An 18,143-nucleotide genomic window follows, 5' to 3' on the forward strand; every position below is an offset into this window, starting at 1 on the left:
TCGACCTTGTCGGACTCGGAGCCGTCATCCATACGGGCAAAGCCGACAGACTCAGGGGCACCGGCCACATAGAGCGGGCCTTCGATGGTACGGGGAGTGCCGCCAGTAATACCGGCCTTGGCATCTGCCTCATCGGCACGCAGGTCGAGGTAGTGTTCAAGACCGAGCCCGGCAGCGAGCAGGCCGAGTTCATTGGCCTGACCTGCATCAGTCAGGTATTCGAGGCCTTTCCAGACTTCAGAGGGCTGGATGTCGAGGTCTTCGATGGCCTGGAACAGATCCCCGAGCAGGCGGACGACGATCTGCTGAATGCGCTCATCGACCGGGCCTTTGGCAGTATCGACATTCATTTGTTTTACGAGCGCATCAATTTGTTGACGGTTCATACTATCACTCCTTAAGTATGTATAAGACGCTAACAGGGGCTGACGAGAGATCAGCCTCTGAAAAAACGTCTTGTTGTTATCTTTCCTTGGTACAACTTGTTTTATGGGCTATGGCTGGTATTACTCTGTAAAAATTTTTCGCTATAAATCCGATAATCCTGCAACTCTTCAATATCCAGCCAGCTTTTGACTGCCTCAATCATGGGTGGAGGACCACACAAATACATATCAAATGCCTGCTCAGCGAGCTGGTCTCTATTTAAATGCTCCTGAATATAGCCAGTTTTTCCTGTCCATGTACTTGAAGCTTTAGTCACAATCGGCTGATAACTAAAGTTGGGAATACGTTCAGCATAACTCTGCAGCCGCTGCTGTTCACATAAATCAGCCTCACTATTTACACCATAAAATAGCTGAACGGCAGGTGTGTTAGGCTGTTCTGCGATATTGTCGAGCATACCCAAAAAGGCTGACAGTCCGGTTCCACCAGCGATAAAAACCAGTGGACGTTCTACTTCGCGCAAATAAAAGCTGCCTAAAGGGGCTTCCATCATTAAGATTTGACCAACCTCACAGCGCTCACGTAAGTAATTGCTCATTACTCCATCCGGCAACAACCGGATTAAAAACTGTAGCTGGTTAGAGTGATTTGGCCGGTTGGCAAAAGAATAAGAGCGCCAGTCTGGTGTGCCTGGAATCTGTAAGCGTGCATATTGTCCTGGCAAAAACTGTAACTGTTCCTTATGTGTGCTGGCATCAAGGTGTAAAATTGCAGTTGTTTCAGAAACCAGCTCAACAGCAGTGACTGTGGTGGCAAGCTTGAGCGTGTCACCTGCGTTACAGATATTTGAGTTATGGTCAAAATAAAAAGCAGCATTTGACATGACCCGGGTCTGACAAGCCAGCATTTTACGCTCAGCGAGATCCCGCTCGCTTAACGCATCTTCATCAACATAATCCTGCTCGTAAATGCCAGTTTCACACTGTCCTTGACAGGTGCCACATACACCTTCACGGCAGTCTAAAGGGAGGTTGATTCCCTGACGAACAGCCGCATCCAGCAATAGCTCGTCATCATTTACCGAGATAAAAAAAGTTTTACCATCTGCAAAGTTGAGTGCAACAGAATGCCCCATGTGTCACTCCTTATACATGATAAAAGTCGAGTACGGAATCAATCTTGTCATTAAGCAAAACAGTGTGCTGACGACGGATCCGAAACGTTTCTTCAGTTTTGCGCAGAATATAAGTTGCATGTCCGTAGAAACAGCCTTCCAGACCTTGACGGTTGTAGAGGGTCTGCCAGACAACATTTGCCTGAATTAAACCATCCTCAAGCATCTTGACCCGTATATTGTTAATACTGTGCAAAGTACGTGGCAGAGGAGTTGCAGATGCTGCTTTACCTGTACGGATACGGAATACCCGGTCTTCTAGTCCTGAACGGTCTGCATAATAAATATAAGACAAGCCCTGATTTGGATCTTGTACATAGGTATGGTCATCTATCCACTGTGGAATATGATATTCGCTGTCTTCATCATATAACTCGAGATAGGCCTCCCATTCATAGGCATCACAAAGCTCTGCCTTACGGTAAAGAAATTGAGAAACGGCGAAATGGAGTTCTTGAGACATGATTACACCTCATCCGTTACAGTATGATTTTCATAAGTAATATCATGCAGTTTTAAAGCTTTCTTTTTTAGGCCGTCTAACATTAACTGTTGCCAGTGACCGTGCTGGTTCACATAAAGTCCTTCATGTGTGAATTCACGCCCGGTAATGACAGGCTCAATACCCAAGTCCTGTGAATTCTGGGTAGGGCCATAACACCACGTATGGTGGCCACGTGAAATATCGCTCCAGCGTTCCAGACGTGCTTGGAAACCTTTCTGCTGTTCACGGAACTCGACCAGATCATCGGGAGTGCCTAGGCCGGATACATTAAAGAAATCTTCAAACTGACGAATGCGGTTACGGCGAGCTTCAGCTGACTCTCCTTTAACCCCAATGCACTGACTGATTACTTCTGTCTTGTTCCAGGCGACCGGGCGTACGATTCGTAACTGCGAACTGATCTGGTCCATAAAAAACAGACTTGGATAGAGGTTTAAGTTTCTGAGACGGTGCATTGCCCACTCAGCACGCTTTGGACCATATTTCTCGACCAGATAGGGCATGACTGTTTCATATCCAGGGCGGACCGTCGGGTTCGGCATATCACTAAATAAAACGCTATGACCGTTTTTAAAGCTAAACCAGCCATCATCAGTTTCATTATCACCCGCACCCAGCTTGCTATAATCAAGAGTATCAAGATCACTACCTTTGGCTGCATTGACCTGCTGGCGATGCTGTACAGTTGAAACATAATTGTAGTGAACAGTACTGACATGATAGCCATCTAGGCCATTTTCATTTTGCAGTTTCCAGTTACCTGCAAAAGTATAAGCCGACTTACCCTGTAACACTTCCAGCTCACCGGTAGGTGACTGCTCGACCATCAGGTCGAGAAATACTTTGGCATCACCTAAAAAATCTTCGAGGCTATCTGTAGCCTGCACATCAAGGCTAACAAATACAAAACCACGATAGCTGGCAATCCGGCCCTGCTTTAGACCACGACTGGATTTGTCAAAATCTTCACAATATTCACTTGGTGCTTTAACCTTAACCAGACGACCATCGGACTTATAGCACCAGGCATGGAACGGACAGGTGAAAGTAGACTGATTGCCTTTGGCAACCCTGGTTAAGGTTGCTCCACGATGTTCACAGGCGTTAACCATAGCATGCAGTTCACCCTTACCATCACGGCTGATGATGATAGGCTGTCGGCCAATCTGGACAGTTAGAAAGTCATGGTTATTGGGAATTTCACTTTCATGACAGGCATAAATCCATACTTTTTCAAAAATGAATTCCATTTCAAGATCAAACAATTCTGGCTGCGTGAACATATCACGCGCTATACGGAAAACCCCGTCATTTGGACGAAAATCAATGCATCCTGCAACGAAATCCTGCCATTCAGTTACGCTACGTGAGGCCATTTTATAATACTCCATTCAATCAGCGCTTTTCTTGATTGAACCGCGATTACCATTTGGCCTCTATCCGATTTTTCCAGAACTTTATCCAGTTTTTGCAGAAACGTCTTTAAAGTACTATATATATAAATAGAAGAAGATTCAGCGATGATATAACTTGCTTGAGATCAATAAATAAATTTTGAAATTTTATTGGCAGAGGCCGTAACCAGATTCGCAATTTCGTCTTTAAATACATTTTCATCATAAGTACTAAGAGGACAGCTCACTGATAAAACTGCAACCATTTCCTGTTTAGACTGTTTAAAGATAGGAGCAGCACAGGCAGCCATATCATGATTAAAATGACCCCAGCTCACCATAAATTTTTGTTCACGTACTAAATCAAGTCTAGCTAGTAACTCTTTTAAATTTTTGGGTGTGCGCTCGGAAAAGGACTTCCAGTCCTGAAATTTGCTATAACGCTGCCGTACCTCGTTCTCAGGCAAACTTGAAAGTAGATATTGTCCAATTACTGTAGCATGGGCTGGCCATCGGGTTCCCACCTGTAAAGTACTCGTAAATGCCCCAATAGCCTGAACATTATGAATAAAAATAATGTGTGTTCCTTCAAGAACAGACAGATGTGCAGCAACCTGAGTTTGGTCCCGCAGTTCTTTCATAATAGGTGTAGCAAGATCGGTCAGCGAAAGTTTGGACAAGCTGTTAAATCCGAGCTCCATAACTTTTGAGTCTAGGGCATAGGTCTTGGCGCTGGCTTTTCTAAGATAACCTGATGCCTCAAGCGTGTAGATCAGGCGAAAAGCGCTCGAACGGTTCACATTTAGAATCTCTGCAATTTCAGAGATGGTCATTTCACTTGCTTCCTGATTAAAAGCCTGCAAAACAGCCAGCCCTCGGACTAGGCCTGGTACCAGATATCGTTCCTCATTCTTATTGTTTGAAAGGTCTTCAGTTGTATCGTCTAGTGCAACAGTCATGATGAAATTACTCAAACCAGTAAATTTTAATATAGTTTCAGATTCATTGTAATGTTAAAGAATAATTAAAACAATTTTCACATATAAAACTTTTGATTCTATTTAAAACAAAATTATTTTAATAAAAATATTAAATATTTGATTATTAGTAAAATATAAAATTTGACATAAAAAATAATTTAAGGGTATTCTTTTATAAAGTTTCTTATATTAAATATTGTTTTATATACAAAACAAAATGAGGACGCAAGGTATGAGTTGGATCTCAGTTTGTCAGCAGGGTGACGTTAGCGAAGATGAGCCGAAAGCCATCGAAATTGAAGGGAAAAAAATTGGTGTTTTTTTTGTCGATGAAAATTACTTTGCTATCGAAAATGTTTGCCCTCATGCGTATGCCTTATTAACCGAAGGATTTATCGAAGATCAGACTGTTGAATGTCCATTGCACGAAGCAATTTTTGACATTCAGACAGGTGAGCTAAAAAGTGGACCAGGGTGTAGAAACCTATGTACGTACCCGGTTCGTGTTGAAGGACAGGATATTCAAATTCAACTCTAGTCCTCACATGTACAAGGAAGCAGAACAATGAAGACATTTAATGAAAAGTTGGCAAGCTGGATTCATGCAACGCCAGCAACCGAAGCAGGTATCAACAATATTCAAGTTCCAGGTCAATCTGAATTGTTGGTTTGGCAGACACGTTATAAAGAACCAACTCTCTACGAACAAGACTTTGTAAAAAACTTGATTCAGGCATTTTCTGCGGGCGCAACTGAGTTAGATGAGGTTGTTTCTGCCCTTAATCAACAGGGTTTCCGTTGTGAATCTGGTGATGAATGGACTTCTGCAAGCTTTACAGAAGAAATGCAACGTTTAGGTTATTGATTCAGGGAAGAATAAAATGAACGCAATCGTATCAACTTCACAAAGCGCTGAAGAATATTTAGAACTTGGTTTACGTGACCAATGGCACCCGGTTTTAGCAAGTTGGGAAGTCGCTGCTAATCCAGTCGGAATTACTCGTTTAGGCGAAAATATTGTAGTTTGGCGTGATGCTGAAGGTCAGGTTCACGCGCTTGAAGATCGCTGTCCACATCGCGGTGCTCGTCTTTCACTGGGTTGGAATTTGGGTGACCGAGTTGCTTGCTGGTATCACGGTGTTGAAGTTCGTGCTGACGGTGTTGTTGCTGATGTGCCAGCCGTTCATGAATGTCCAATGACTGGTACTAAATGTTTAAAGAACTATCCTGTCATTGAGCAACATGGCGCAATCTTTATCTGGTTTGGTCTTGATGCAAATGAACAACCAGCGCCGCTTGAGTTTCCAGAGCAACTTGCAAGCGAAGAGTGGAGTTCATTCCTTTGCCAAGCAGACTGGAAAGTAAACCATCAATACGCGATTGATAACGTGATGGACCCAATGCATGGGACCTATTTACACGCGACATCGCACTCAATGGCAGATGGTGAACGTACTGCAGAGATGAAACACCGCACGACCGATAATGGCTTTGTTTTTGAAAAAGAAGGTCAAACCGGTGTGAACTTTGACTGGGTTGAATATGGTTCAACAGGTGCAAGCTGGTTACGTCTTTCAATTCCATACCGCAAACAATTTGGCCCAGGTGGCGAATTCTGGATTGTAGGTTATGCAACGCCAATTGATGCCAACAATACTCGCGTATTTTTCTGGCGCTGCCGTAAGGTGAGTTGCTGGCAACGTAATGTATGGCGTTTCTTATATCGCAATCATTTAGAACAGTTGCATTGGGATGTATTGGAACAAGACCGAATTATTTTAGAAAACCTTGCGCCAAATGCCCGTGAAAAAGAATTCCTCTATCAACACGATGTGGGTCTTGCACGTTTACGCCGTTTAATGAAGAAAGAAGCCGAGAAGCAATTAAAGAAAATTGCTGCGTTAAATGCATCAAACCGTATCGAGATGCAGGAAGAAGCTCATGGCTAATGTAGCGTTGTTGCAAGGCAAAAAAGTTTTAGTGACTGGTGCTGCACGTGGTTTAGGCCGAGATTTTGCTCAAGCCATTGCTGAGGCTGGTGCTGAAGTCGTAATGGCAGATATTTTGTCTGACCTCGTGCAACAAGAAGCACAGGTCTTACAAAAACAAGGACTCAATGTTCATGCAGTAACAGTTGACCTTGCCAATGCAGACTCTATTGAAAATGCTGTCGCAAAAAGCATGGAAGTATTACAAGGACTAGATGGTCTTGTGAACTGTGCAGCGCTTGCAACCAATGTTGGTGGAAAAAATATGATTGATTACGATCCTGAACTTTGGGATCAGGTCATGAAGATTAATGTGAAAGGCACATGGCTCATTAGTAAGGCATGCGTTTCACATTTAAAGCAATCGGCCGCCGGCAAGATTATTAATGTTGCGTCAGATACAGCACTTTGGGGTGCGCCAAACCTGATGGCTTATGTGGCGAGTAAAGGTGCAATTGTTGCCATGACACGTTCAATGGCAAGAGAGTTGGGTCAGTTTAATATCTGTGTCAACACCTTATCTCCGGGCCTTACTCTGGTTGAGGCAACCGAGTATGTGCCTCAAGAACGTCATGATTTATATATCAACGGAAGAGCGATTCAACGTCAGCAACTTCCCCAAGATTTAAATGGAACAGCATTGTATCTACTGTCGGATTTGTCCTCTTTTGTGACAGGTCAAAATATTCCGGTCAATGGCGGTTTTGTCTTTAACTAAGGAGTGGTCAAATGATTACAGGGATCGAGATTTTAAAGTTTGGAGTTGAAGATAGAGCCGCTTCAAACAAGTTTTTGGCAGATTTTGGTTTAAGCCAAAGTACTTCAGATATTGAAGGTGCAGACTTATACCAGACTCAAAACGGTAGCAAAATTTATTTATTTAATTGTGATGATGACCGTTTGCCATCTGCTATTGAGCAAGGTTCAACTTTACGTGAAGTCACGTGGGGTGCTGATAGTCTTCAAGACCTTGAAGACTTGGCAGCTCGTTTGGCCGATGTAGACGGTTTTAAACGTACTGAAACGACAGTTCAGTGTCTTGACCCCAATGGTATGACCATTCGTTTTGAACAAAGTTTTGTAAAAGAAGTACCAGAACTTAAAACGGAAGGCATTAACCAGTACGGTAATATTCAACGTGTCAATGCAGCAAGCCCAGTTTATGAAAAAGGACAACCGGTAGCAATTGGACACGTTGTATTTTTTACGCCTGATCTGGCAACCACCGAGAAGTTTTACATTGAAAAATTAGGCTTTCATTTATCTGATGCCTACAAAAATCGCGGTGCATTCTTACGTTGTCGCGGTGAAGGTTATCACCATGATTTATTCCTGCTCAGTGTTCCAAATAAACCTGCTGGCCTGAACCACGTTGCGTTTGTTGTTCGTGATATTCATGAGGTAATTGGGGGCGGTTTACATATGAACCGTTCAGAGTGGTCAACTTTTATCGGGCCAGGACGTCATCCAATTTCTTCTGCTTATTTCTGGTACGTCAACTCACCATTGGGCGGTGCATTTGAGTATTACACCAATGATGACTATCTGACAGAAGAATGGCAACCACGTACAGAAGAACACTGCCTTGAGCTTTTTACCGAATGGGCAATCGAAGGCGGTTTGGATAACACTACTCGCCGTCAGGTGAAGTCTTTGTAAAAAATGCCTGAGCCAAGGAGAGCAGAATCATGGAAAGAATTGTAATTGTTGGAGCCGGGCAGGCTTCTGGCTGGGCCGTAAGCACATTACGCCAAAATGGGTTTTCGGGTGAAATTCATGTGGTCTCTAATGAAGAACAGGTCTTCTATGAGCGGCCACCCCTGTCTAAGCAGGTCCTGTCTAGAGAGGCTGATTATGAAAGCCTAAGCTTATTTTCAGCCGATCAAATTGAGAGCTTTAATATTCAGTGGCACAAACCGGCTTTTGCTACGCAGCTAGACCGTCAGCACAAACAGGTCATACTGCAAGATGGTAAAACTCTACCTTATGACAAGTTACTGATTGCTACAGGCAGCCGAGCACGTATACCAGTAAAAACCTGGCAGTTTATTCCTAATGTACTGACTTTACGAAATGTACAGGACTGTGAATATTTGGCTGAACGTTTAGAAAAGGCAAATAAGGTAGCAGTGGTGGGTGGTGGGTGGATTGGTCTTGAAATCGCCGCTACTGCGCGAAAACAGGGCAAGCAAGTGCATGTTTTTGAATATGGAGACCGGTTGTGTGCACGTAGTGTCAGTCCAGAGCTTTCCAGTGTTTTAAAACAGATTCATGAACAGCAAGGTACGGTGATTCATTTAGAGAGTAAGCACGTGCATCTGGTTGAGGCGTATCAGCAAAAAGTAGAGGTTGTTAATTATCCTCAGGCGAGTGAACTCTTTGATTGTGTCGTTGTAGGAGCTGGTGCAGAAATTGCAAAAGAGCTGGGCAGCAACGCAGGTCTGGATGTGAAAGATGGGATTGTAGTGAACTGTTTTGGGCAAACCTCAGATCAGGACATTTATGCCGCAGGAGACGTCGCGATACATCCGGGTTTGGGCTATTGCATTCAGTCTTGGGCGAATGCGCAGAATCAGGCTATAGCGGCCGCCAAGTCAATGCTCGGAATAGCAACTGAATATAACGATATTCCATGGCTCTGGTCGGATCAGTATCACTTTAATATCCAGATTTTAGGAAATTATCAACCTGAAAAAACTAAAAAAGTGATCATTCGTCAAGGTGGTGAAAACCAGGTGAGCTATTTATATCTGGACCATGAAAATCTTTTGCTGAACATGGTTGCCATTAATGATTCTAAACTGGTCAAACTGGCAAAACGCTGGATTCAGTCTGAAACCCAGCTTAACCCTGAACAATTACAAGATCCTGAATTTAATGTCATGAAATTAAAACCTTAGACATAGAATCCGGCACTCATTACTAGACTCAAGGAAAGACATATGAGTAATGAAGAAAAAAATGGATTAAAGCACTGGCTTCCAGCTTTTGTCCTGATGGTATGTGTAGTACTGGCATTTTTCGACAAGATCAGTATCGCAGTTTTGTTTTCCGATGCGCATTTCCAGGATGCGATGGGGATCGCAGGTGACAAGGCAAAGCTGGGCTGGCTGATGACCAGTTTCTTGCTGGCTTATGGTTTTTCATCTGTATTTTTGAGTTTTCTGGGCGATATTTTTAATCCTAAAAAAATGCTGTTCTGGAGCGTAGCTGCATGGGGCATACTCATGCTCTTTATGGGATTTACCACCAGCTACGCAGGAATGTTATTTCTACGCGTATTGTTGGGGCTTGCAGAAGGACCACTCTTTGCGCTGGCATATACCATCGTTAAACAGACCTATACAGACCGGCAGCAGGCACGCGCCTCTACCATGTTTTTACTTGGTACTCCAATTGGCGCATTTCTAGGCTTTCCAATTACTGCCGCGGTACTGGCTAATCACGACTGGCATACCACATTCTTTGTAATGGCTGGACTTACGATTGTTGCTTTACTGGCTATTGTATTTGGATTACGTAATCTGCAACTCAAGAAAACCATTGAACTAGAAGCTGGTGCTAAGCGCATCAATTTTCAAGGGCATATTGCAAACACTAAATTCCTGTTACAGAACAGTTCGTTCTGGCTGGTATGTATATTCAATATCGCCTTAATGACTTATCTCTGGGGGTTAAATAGTTGGGTCCCGTCTTATCTCATCCAGGATAAGGGCTTTAATCTTAAAGAATTTGGTGTTTATTCAAGCTTTCCGTTTATTGCCATGCTGGTTGGTGAAATCATTGGCGCCTTTCTTTCAGACAAACTGGGACGTCGTGCTGTCCAGGTCTTTAGCGGTTTGCTGGTAGCCGGAATCTTTATGTATGTCATGGTTCTGATGACTAATCCAATTCTAATCATTGCTGCGATGTCTTTAAGTGCTATGGCTTGGGGCTTTGGTGTCGCTGCTGTATTTGCCTTGCTTGCCCGCGTGACAACTGCAGATGTCGGTGCAACTGCGGGTGGAATATTTAATGGTCTTGGCAATTTTGCAAGTGCAATTGCGCCTGTACTGATCGGTTACATCGTGATGCAAACACATAGTTTTAATTTGGGAATTACCTTCTTGGCTGCGGTCGCTGTCATTGGGTCGTTGTTCTTGGTTCCTCTTTTAAAACGTTATTAATTCACTGTATAGGAGTTTAAAAAATGACTACACAACAATTCGAATCGTGGAAACAGCCAGAAAATGCTTCTTTAGAAGACTGGTTAAACACACGTATTGCTCGCTTTGAGACACGTAAATACGACTTTGATGCCTTGAAGTTCCAAGCCGATTACGATCCGAAATATCGCCGTGCACAAATGCGCTATATGGGTACGGGGGCAACAGGTGTCGTAAATGACGGTAACACCGTTCCGGCAGAAAACTTCACGTTTTCAACCATGGTTCTACCACCACAGTGTGAAGGTCCTTTGCACATTCACCACGACGTTGAAGAAGTTTTCTTTATGCTCCGCGGCGAAATTGATTTGTTCATTGAGCACAACGGCGAGAAATTTGAGACCCGTTTAAAAGAGCGTGACCTGATTTCAATTCCACCGGGTATTTACCGTGGTCTATTTAACCCAGGTCAAGAAGATGCCTTGATGTGTGTGATGTTAGGAACAGGTAAACCAACAATTCCGAACTATCCACCAGAGCATCCATTGTCTCAAATCAAACGTTAATTGTTTGATGAAGTGAATGAAGGGAAAGAATTAAAAATGATGACACTCATTGAAAAGTTAGCAGAATTTCCAGTGAAAACGGTCAATGTTCAAGGCCAGCAGCAAGCCTATCGCGAAGCCGGTCAGGGTGAGTACCTTGTGCTGTTGCACGGCATTAGTTCAGGTTCTGCTTCATGGGTAAACCAACTTGAAGTGCTGTCTCATCATTTTCATGTCATTGCCTGGGACGCACCGGGCTATGGCAAATCAGATGTACTTTTAACTGATCAGCCCAATGCGACCGACTACACAAAGCGTTTGGCAGCATTGTTCGATACTTTAAAAATTGAAAAAGCAATTGTGGTCGGACACTCATTAGGTGCCTTACAGGCGAGTGCATTTGCTGCACTTTACCCAGAGCGAGTGGAACATTTAGTTGTTGCTAACTTAGCTCAAGGCTACCAACGCCACGATGAACAAACACAAATTCAGGTTTTTGAAAAAAGACCAAAAATGTTGAAAGAACTCGGTGCTAAAGGAATGGCCGAAAGCCGTGGACCTCATTTGATTTATAAACAAGAGCCACAGGCCTTAGCTTTAGTTTCAGAGGTGATGCAGCAATTGACCCTACAAGGTTTCACACATGCATCGTACTTACTGGCATATGACGAAATACGTAATTACTTAATCGATTTAAAAGTCCCATGCACAGTGATTGCAGGGCAGCAAGATCAAATCACTCCTGCGTTAGGTATACAAGAGCTTGCTCAGGAATTGCAGTTGGAACAGCGCTTTGTCATAGAAGATGCAGGACATTTAAGTTATGTCGACCAACCGCAAGCATTTAACCAAATTATATTGACGATTCAGGAACAATCGTAAGAGAGATTAAGGATTATGAGCTTCCAAGTTGAAGGAAAAGTTGCAGTTGTTACCGGTGGCTCATCTGGGATTGGGCTGGCTGCTGTTGAAATACTGGTTGCAGAGGGTGCAAAAGTTGCTTGGTGTGGTCGCGATGAAGAACGTTTAAATGCTTCTAAGCACTATATTTTAGAAAAATATCCGCATGCCAATATTTTTACCAAAGCATGCAATGTGTTGAAAAAAGAAGAAGTTCAGCAATTTGCCAAAGACGTCAAACTCAATTTGGGCAATGTGGACATGCTGATTAACAATGCTGGGCAAGGCCGTGTTTCAAATTTTGAAAACACACAAGATGAAGACTGGATGAAAGAAATTGAGCTGAAATATTTCAGTGTTTTACATCCGGTAAGAGCTTTTCTTGAAGACTTAAAACAGTCGGCCAATGCCTCAATTACCAACGTGAACTCGTTACTGGCATTGCAACCGGAACCGCACATGATTGCGACGTCATCTGCACGCGCTGCACTGTTGAATTTAACCCATTCGTTGGCGCATGAGTTTACTCAATATGGTGTTCGTGTGAACTCGATTTTACTTGGTATGGTCGAATCTGCGCAGTGGAAACGCCGTTATGAAACCCGTTCAGATTTAAATCTGTCATGGGAAGAATGGACCGGCAATATCGCAAAAAACCGTGGTATTCCCATGCAGCGTTTAGGCCGTCCAGAAGAGCCTGCACGTGCTTTAGTTTTCTTGGCATCACCATTGGCATCTTACACCACAGGTTCAGCAATAGATGTCTCGGGTGGTTTTAACAAACATTTATAAATATCAGGTGCTGTCATGAAAAAGTTGATGATGATTGGTTTTGGCGCCATGGCAGCAGAAGTGTATGCCCATTTGCCTCAAGATCTGCAACTCAAATGGATTGTCGTGCCATCTCGCAGTATTGAAAAAGTTCAATCACAAGTCTCATCTGACATTCAAGTGATTTCCGATATTGAGCAATGTGATGGTACGCCAGACTATGTCATTGAGGTGGCAGGTCAAGCAGCAGTGAAAGAGCATGCTCAAAAAGTTTTAGCAAAAGGCTGGACCATTGGTCTGATTTCGGTGGGTACTTTGGCTGATAGCGACTTTCTGGTTCAGCTTAAGCAAACTGCCGAAAAAAATGATGCCCATCTGCATTTACTGGCAGGGGCTATCGCAGGTATTGACGGTATTTCTGCTGCTAAAGAAGGTGGCTTGCAAAAGGTCACTTATAAAGGCTGTAAAAGTCCAAAAAGCTGGAAGGGCAGTTATGCAGAGCAATTGGTCGATTTAGACCATGTTTCAGAACCTACGGTCTTTTTTACTGGAACTGCCCGTGAAGCTGCGACCAAATTTCCTGCCAATGCCAACGTTGCAGCAACCATAGCACTTGCAGGGCTTGGAATGGATGAAACCATGGTTGAGTTAACTGTTGATCCAACCATCAACAAAAACAAACACACCATTGTGGCAGAAGGTGGCTTTGGACAAATGACCATTGAACTGGTGGGCGTGCCGTTACCAAGTAACCCAAAAACATCAACTTTGGCTGCGCTTAGCGTGATTCGTGCTTGTCGCAACAGTGTAGAAGCAATACAGATTTAAGAAGGATTTGATCATGGCAAAGGAAATTTATATTGCGGGTGAATGGCGATTAGGCCGTGGTGCAGTCATTCAAAGCCTGTTTCCGGCAGATCAGTCGGTAAACGCTGAGCTTTCAACAGCAACGCTTGAAGATGTAAATGAAGCAATTGAAAAAGCGGATCAGGCTTGGCGTCAACCGAGCTGGAGAAACAGCTTGCCGCATGAGCGAGCACGGATTCTCTATAAAGTTGCAGACATTATTGAGGCGCGTGTCGATGAATTATCGAAATTATAAACACGCGATAATGGTAAGCCTTTAACCGAAACTCGTGGTTTGGTCATGAGCGCTGCGGCGACTGCACGTTATGTTGCAGCTGCATGTGAAACGTTGAATGATGAGCTCACCACTCAGCGTGCTCCAGACTTTATGACCATGAGCGTGCATGAACCTGTGGGCGTTGTGGCAGCCATTACCCCTTGGAACTCTCCAATTGCGAGTGAAGTTCAAAAACTTGCTCCAGCTTTGGCAGCAGGAAATGCAGTGGTGTTAAAACCTGCAGAAGCGACTTCACTGATTGCTTTAGAGCTTGCCAAAATTTTTGAAGAAGCTGGCTTACCAAAAGGTTTACTCAGTGTGTTAGTGGGGCGTGGTTCAGTGATTGGTGATGCCATTGCTCAACATCCATTAGTTCGAAAAATTTCTTTTACAGGTGGGACAACCACGGGTCGTCATTTGGCACACATTGCCGCAGATAAACTGATTACCACTTCACTTGAGTTGGGTGGTAAGTCACCAACCATCGTTTTACCTGATGCAGATGTTGAACTGGCTGCTAAAGGTGTAGCGTACGGTATTTTTAGCTCGGCAGGCCAAGCGTGTATCGCAGGCTCTCGCTTGTTTATTCATAGCAGTCTTTACGATCAGTTTTTAACACGTTTGGTTGAAATTACCAAAGGCTTACGTGTGGGCCATCCGGAACAAGCTGGTGTGCATTTAGGACCACTGGTCAATGACAAACATTTGCAGTCAGTTGACCGCTATGTGCAACTTGCTAAAAGCGAAGGTGGTCAGGTTCTGATTGGTGGTGAGGCACTTACAACTGGTGACTATGCCAAAGGAAGCTATTACTTACCAACCATTATCACGGGCTTAAATAACAGTGCTCAAACCTGTCAGGAAGAAATTTTTGGCCCTGTTTTAGTCGTTATGAAATATGACAATGAGCAAGATTTAATTGCCCAAGCCAATGACAGTTGTTTTGGTCTTGCCGCAGGTATTTGGACTGAAAGCTATCGCAAAGCTTGGCGTATAGCACGTGCCTTAGAAGTGGGAACGGTATGGATTAATACCTACAAAAAATTCTCGATTAGTGCGCCGTTTGGTGGCTTTAAAGACAGTGGGATTGGGCGCGAAAAAGGCCGTTTGGGCATTTTATCGTACATGCAACAAAAGAGTATTTATATGGGGCTGAATGAACAGCCTAACCCTTGGTGCGATTAATAAATTCAAGGACTGAAAACAAATTTTGAGGAACAGACATGACTGAACGTGTAAATGTAGGCGAAGCAATCGCAAGAGTATTAGAAGCGCACCAAGTTGATAGTATTTATGGTGTTATCTCCATCCACAATTTACCCATTGCCGATGCAGTAGGGCGCCGTGAAAAAATGCGCTTTGTCGCAGCCCGTGGTGAAGCGGGTGCGGTTACTATGGCAGATGCACACTCACGCTTTAAAGGCCTAGGTGTAGCGTTAACCAGTACGGGTGCTGGCGCAGGTAATGCAGTGGGTTCACTCATTGAAGCAATGAATGCAGGTAGTCCTGTATTGCATTTAACAGGTCAAGTTGAGCGTGAATATCTCGACCGTGATGCAAGCTTCATTCATGAAACTAAAGACCAACTTACATTCTTACGTGCATCAAGCAAAGCGGCGTTCCGTATTACCAGTCCAGACAATGCCGTTGGTGTGATTCGTGAAGCCATCCGTGTCGCAACTACAGTTCCAATGGGACCGGTAAGTGTTGAGCTGCCGATTGATGTGCAGGCAGCAGAAATTGATTTGCCACTTAACTTAGGGGCAGTCAAAGCACTTGAGTTACCACAGGCAGAGCAAGCAGAAATTGATCTTCTTGTCAGTGAAATCAAAAAAGCAAAACGTCCAATTTTCTGGATTGGTGGTGGAACTTTAAATAGCGTTGCTGAAGTGAAAGCAATTGCAGATTTAGGTATTCCAGTTGTGTCGTCTACACATGGTCGTGGGGTATTGCCAGATGATCATCCACGTAGTTTAGGTGCTTTCCATAACTCGGCAGGTGTGGAGCAATTATTAAAAGATGCTGACCTGATGGTTGTGGTGGGTTCTCGTTTACGTAGTAATGAAACTAAAACTTATTCGGTTGAATTCCCTGAAAACATTATTCAGGTAGATGCCAACCCGGTGGCTCAGCAACGTAATTACAAAATCCGCAACTTCATTTGTGGCGATGCGAAAGATGTCCTAACACGTGTGTTAGAGCAGCTTCAAGGAACTTCAAAAATTGATGCCGATTACGATGCTGCTGTAGTCGCGGCTAAACAGGCTGCAATTGATGCACTACACAAGCAAATCGATCAGTACGCTTTAATTTGTGACTACTTACGTGCAGCTTTACCTCAAGACGGTATTTTTGTACGTGACATCACCATGTCGGGCAGTACATGGGGCAGTCGTTTATTTCCTGTACAGGCACCAAACCAAAACATCCACTCACTTGCGGGTGCAATTGGTTTAGGTCTTGCAACAGCAATTGGTGCTTCGGTTGCTAACCCTGACAAAAAAGTAATTGGTTTAGTCGGCGATGGCGGCTTAATGCTGGGTATTGGTGAAATCGCAACCATGGTGCAAGAAAATACCAACATGGTCTTAATGATTATGAATGACGGTGGTTATGGCGTAATGCGTGGCATTCAAAATAACTACTTTGGTGGCCGCCAGTATTTCAATGAATTGCACACACCTGACTACAAACTCCTTGGCGAATCAATGGGTGTGAAAAGCTGGAAAGTCGGTAGTGCAGATGAGTTTAAAACGGTTATTCAAGAAGCTGTTGCTTTTGAAGGGCCAACCGTGATTGAGCTCGATATGAACTCGATTGGACCATTAAACTTTGCGGGTCCACCGCAAAAGAAACTGTATTAACCAGTTTGGATGGTTTAGTACATATGCTATGGGAGCTGCTAAGCCATCCTTTTTTTAGATAAATTTTTTTGTCTAAAAAACAATAAAAACGAAGTTTTACAGGTAAAGCAAATAAAGTTCCAGCAGGACGCTGGAACTCAATCAAGGATGTAGAGATGAAAAAGACTTCATTAATCATGGCATTCATTGCACCGCTTACGCTGGGGATAAGTGTAAATGTATTTGCAAAAGATTCATTGCTTGAATGGAAAAGTGCTGACGGCACCGACTCATTAAAGTTAGGTGGATTGGTTCGTTTAAATCAGCGCTATGAGAGTTGGGATAGCCCTAACCGTGGAATAGGTAAACTTGATTTTGATATTTTTAGAATTGATTTAAAAGGTACTTTTGATGATGCATATCTAAACGCGAGTTATATCATTCAGGATCAGGAAAAAACATCAATTGAAAAGGCATATGTTGGTTATAACCTAGATGTCAATAACAGCATTGAAGCGGGTCTGGTTTATAAACCTTTTACGATTTATCCCTATCCGCAAAATGGCTGGACTTACCACATTCCATTTTTTTTAGGTTATGGCAACAATATTGCACCGGGGATTAACTGGAATTATCACGACAAAGATTGGGATGTAAAACTCGGTTATTACCCGCAAATGTTAGAAACGAACTTGCGTTATTCACCTGAGAGTGCAACTTATGATGACTTGGCAGGGAATGCATTTCCATCTCAAAAAGCCTATCAAAATGAAAAACGTCATCAGGTTAATACTCGCATTGTTCGCAAGTTAGAAACTGATTTTGGTAAACAGGAGTTTGGTATATCGGGTGCAATTGCACAATTACATAATAATATTACCGATAAAGACGGCAAATATTATGCAGTCGGTTTGCATACTGAAAACAACTATAAGCGCTTTAACTTACAAAGTTCGGTCATTCACTATCAGTACGATGCTAAAAATCCGGATGGTGTAAATAGTGATATGACTTTGATGGGGGCAAACGGTTTAACGCCGGCATACTTTATAGCCTCTGAAGGTACAGTTACGAGTTTAAATCTGGCCTACACATTGCCGGTTAAAGATTTTGGGAAATTAAAAGCTATTCGTTTTTATAACGATTATAGCTATTTAGATAAAGCTCGTAATGACTGGTCCGATTCACAAATGAATACAACAGGAATGATGTTTATTGCATCACCATTTATGGTTTGGGCAGATTATACGTGGGGTAAAAACTCCAATATTATTGGTGGTTCAACTAACTCAACAGGCTATACCTCTGCAACTTCACCAAATAGTGATAAATGGCTATACCGTATTAATTTAAATCTTGGATTTACTTTTTAAACTACTAAAAGGATT

18 protein-coding genes and 1 pseudogene are annotated in these 18,143 nt (G+C 43.2%); 14 read left to right on the forward strand and 5 right to left on the reverse strand.

Annotated features, from left to right (window positions below; translation table 11 throughout):
• The 5 genes from N518_RS0105570 to N518_RS0105590 form a co-directional block, all read right to left on the reverse strand.
• A partial coding sequence (locus N518_RS0105570) for a dioxygenase (RefSeq protein WP_026444053.1) occupies positions 1 to 386 on the reverse strand: 386 nt, incomplete at its 3' end.
• A 101-nt stretch (positions 387 to 487) separates the two neighbouring features.
• The gene (gene antC / locus N518_RS0105575; RefSeq protein ID WP_005026435.1) at positions 488 to 1,522 is read right to left on the reverse strand and encodes an anthranilate 1,2-dioxygenase electron transfer component AntC; all 1,035 of its coding nucleotides are present in this window, start codon (positions 1,520 to 1,522) and stop codon (positions 488 to 490) included.
• Between the two features lie 10 nt (positions 1,523 to 1,532).
• Positions 1,533 to 2,024: an anthranilate 1,2-dioxygenase small subunit gene (gene antB, locus N518_RS0105580; protein WP_005026433.1), complete on the reverse strand. Its 492-nt coding sequence runs from the start codon at positions 2,022 to 2,024 to the stop codon at positions 1,533 to 1,535.
• Between the two features lie 2 nt (positions 2,025 to 2,026).
• Complete coding sequence (gene antA, locus N518_RS0105585) at positions 2,027 to 3,442, reverse strand: anthranilate 1,2-dioxygenase large subunit (RefSeq protein WP_005026432.1); 1,416 nt, start codon at positions 3,440 to 3,442, stop codon at positions 2,027 to 2,029.
• 164 nt (positions 3,443 to 3,606) lie between these two features.
• A complete protein-coding gene (locus tag N518_RS0105590) occupies positions 3,607 to 4,419 on the reverse strand; it encodes an IclR family transcriptional regulator (RefSeq protein WP_005019800.1) in 813 nt (270 codons plus the stop codon).
• Positions 4,420 to 4,672: 253 nt separating this feature from the next.
• Between N518_RS0105590 and N518_RS0105595 the strand changes: the two genes are divergently transcribed.
• The 14 genes and pseudogenes from N518_RS0105595 to N518_RS0105660 all read left to right on the forward strand — a co-directional run bounded on the left by N518_RS0105595 (position 4,673) and on the right by N518_RS0105660 (position 18,128).
• Complete coding sequence (locus tag N518_RS0105595; RefSeq protein WP_002117586.1) at positions 4,673 to 4,978, forward strand: non-heme iron oxygenase ferredoxin subunit; 306 nt, start codon at positions 4,673 to 4,675, stop codon at positions 4,976 to 4,978.
• 27 nt (positions 4,979 to 5,005) lie between these two features.
• On the forward strand, positions 5,006 to 5,305 hold the full coding sequence (locus N518_RS0105600; RefSeq protein ID WP_005019803.1) for a recombinase-like helix-turn-helix domain-containing protein: 300 nt from the start codon (positions 5,006 to 5,008) through the stop codon (positions 5,303 to 5,305).
• A 16-nt stretch (positions 5,306 to 5,321) separates the two neighbouring features.
• Positions 5,322 to 6,389 carry an aromatic ring-hydroxylating oxygenase subunit alpha gene (locus N518_RS0105605; RefSeq protein WP_005026431.1) on the forward strand — a complete coding sequence of 356 codons (1,068 nt, stop codon included), beginning with the start codon at positions 5,322 to 5,324 and terminating at the stop codon, positions 6,387 to 6,389.
• Positions 6,382 to 7,146 carry an SDR family oxidoreductase gene (locus tag N518_RS0105610; RefSeq protein ID WP_005019809.1) on the forward strand — a complete coding sequence of 255 codons (765 nt, stop codon included), beginning with the start codon at positions 6,382 to 6,384 and terminating at the stop codon, positions 7,144 to 7,146. Before N518_RS0105605 ends, N518_RS0105610 begins: the two co-directional genes overlap by 8 nt.
• An 11-nt stretch (positions 7,147 to 7,157) precedes the next feature.
• The gene (locus N518_RS0105615) at positions 7,158 to 8,087 is read left to right on the forward strand and encodes a VOC family protein (RefSeq protein ID WP_005019810.1); all 930 of its coding nucleotides are present in this window, start codon (positions 7,158 to 7,160) and stop codon (positions 8,085 to 8,087) included.
• Positions 8,088 to 8,116: 29 nt separating this feature from the next.
• Entirely contained in the window at positions 8,117 to 9,328 is a 1,212-nt protein-coding gene (locus N518_RS0105620) for an NAD(P)/FAD-dependent oxidoreductase (protein ID WP_005026430.1), read from the forward strand.
• 42 nt (positions 9,329 to 9,370) lie between these two features.
• Positions 9,371 to 10,594 (forward strand): MFS transporter, encoded by a 1,224-nt coding sequence (locus N518_RS0105625; RefSeq protein WP_005026429.1) that lies wholly within the window; start codon positions 9,371 to 9,373, stop codon positions 10,592 to 10,594.
• 23 nt (positions 10,595 to 10,617) lie between these two features.
• The gene (locus tag N518_RS0105630) at positions 10,618 to 11,139 is read left to right on the forward strand and encodes a cupin domain-containing protein (RefSeq protein WP_005026428.1); all 522 of its coding nucleotides are present in this window, start codon (positions 10,618 to 10,620) and stop codon (positions 11,137 to 11,139) included.
• Positions 11,140 to 11,175: 36 nt separating this feature from the next.
• Positions 11,176 to 12,000: an alpha/beta fold hydrolase gene (locus N518_RS0105635; RefSeq protein WP_005026426.1), complete on the forward strand. Its 825-nt coding sequence runs from the start codon at positions 11,176 to 11,178 to the stop codon at positions 11,998 to 12,000.
• A 15-nt stretch (positions 12,001 to 12,015) separates the two neighbouring features.
• Positions 12,016 to 12,810, forward strand: a complete 795-nt coding sequence (locus tag N518_RS0105640; RefSeq protein ID WP_005026425.1) for an SDR family oxidoreductase — start codon at positions 12,016 to 12,018, stop codon at positions 12,808 to 12,810.
• A gap of 15 nt (positions 12,811 to 12,825) precedes the next feature.
• Positions 12,826 to 13,617 (forward strand): aspartate dehydrogenase, encoded by a 792-nt coding sequence (locus tag N518_RS0105645; RefSeq protein ID WP_026444046.1) that lies wholly within the window; start codon positions 12,826 to 12,828, stop codon positions 13,615 to 13,617.
• A gap of 13 nt (positions 13,618 to 13,630) precedes the next feature.
• A pseudogene (locus N518_RS16120) lies at positions 13,631 to 15,097 on the forward strand (aldehyde dehydrogenase).
• Positions 15,098 to 15,135: 38 nt separating this feature from the next.
• Positions 15,136 to 16,776 carry a thiamine pyrophosphate-binding protein gene (locus tag N518_RS0105655; protein WP_017400629.1) on the forward strand — a complete coding sequence of 547 codons (1,641 nt, stop codon included), beginning with the start codon at positions 15,136 to 15,138 and terminating at the stop codon, positions 16,774 to 16,776.
• Positions 16,777 to 16,931: 155 nt separating this feature from the next.
• Positions 16,932 to 18,128, forward strand: coding sequence for a hypothetical protein (locus N518_RS0105660; protein ID WP_017400628.1), 1,197 nt, complete (start codon positions 16,932 to 16,934; stop codon positions 18,126 to 18,128).
• Positions 18,129 to 18,143 lie beyond the last annotated feature (15 nt).

Source organism: Acinetobacter sp. UNC436CL71CviS28, assembly GCF_000620525.1.
Classification (GTDB): Bacteria; Pseudomonadota; Gammaproteobacteria; order Pseudomonadales; family Moraxellaceae; genus Acinetobacter; species Acinetobacter radioresistens.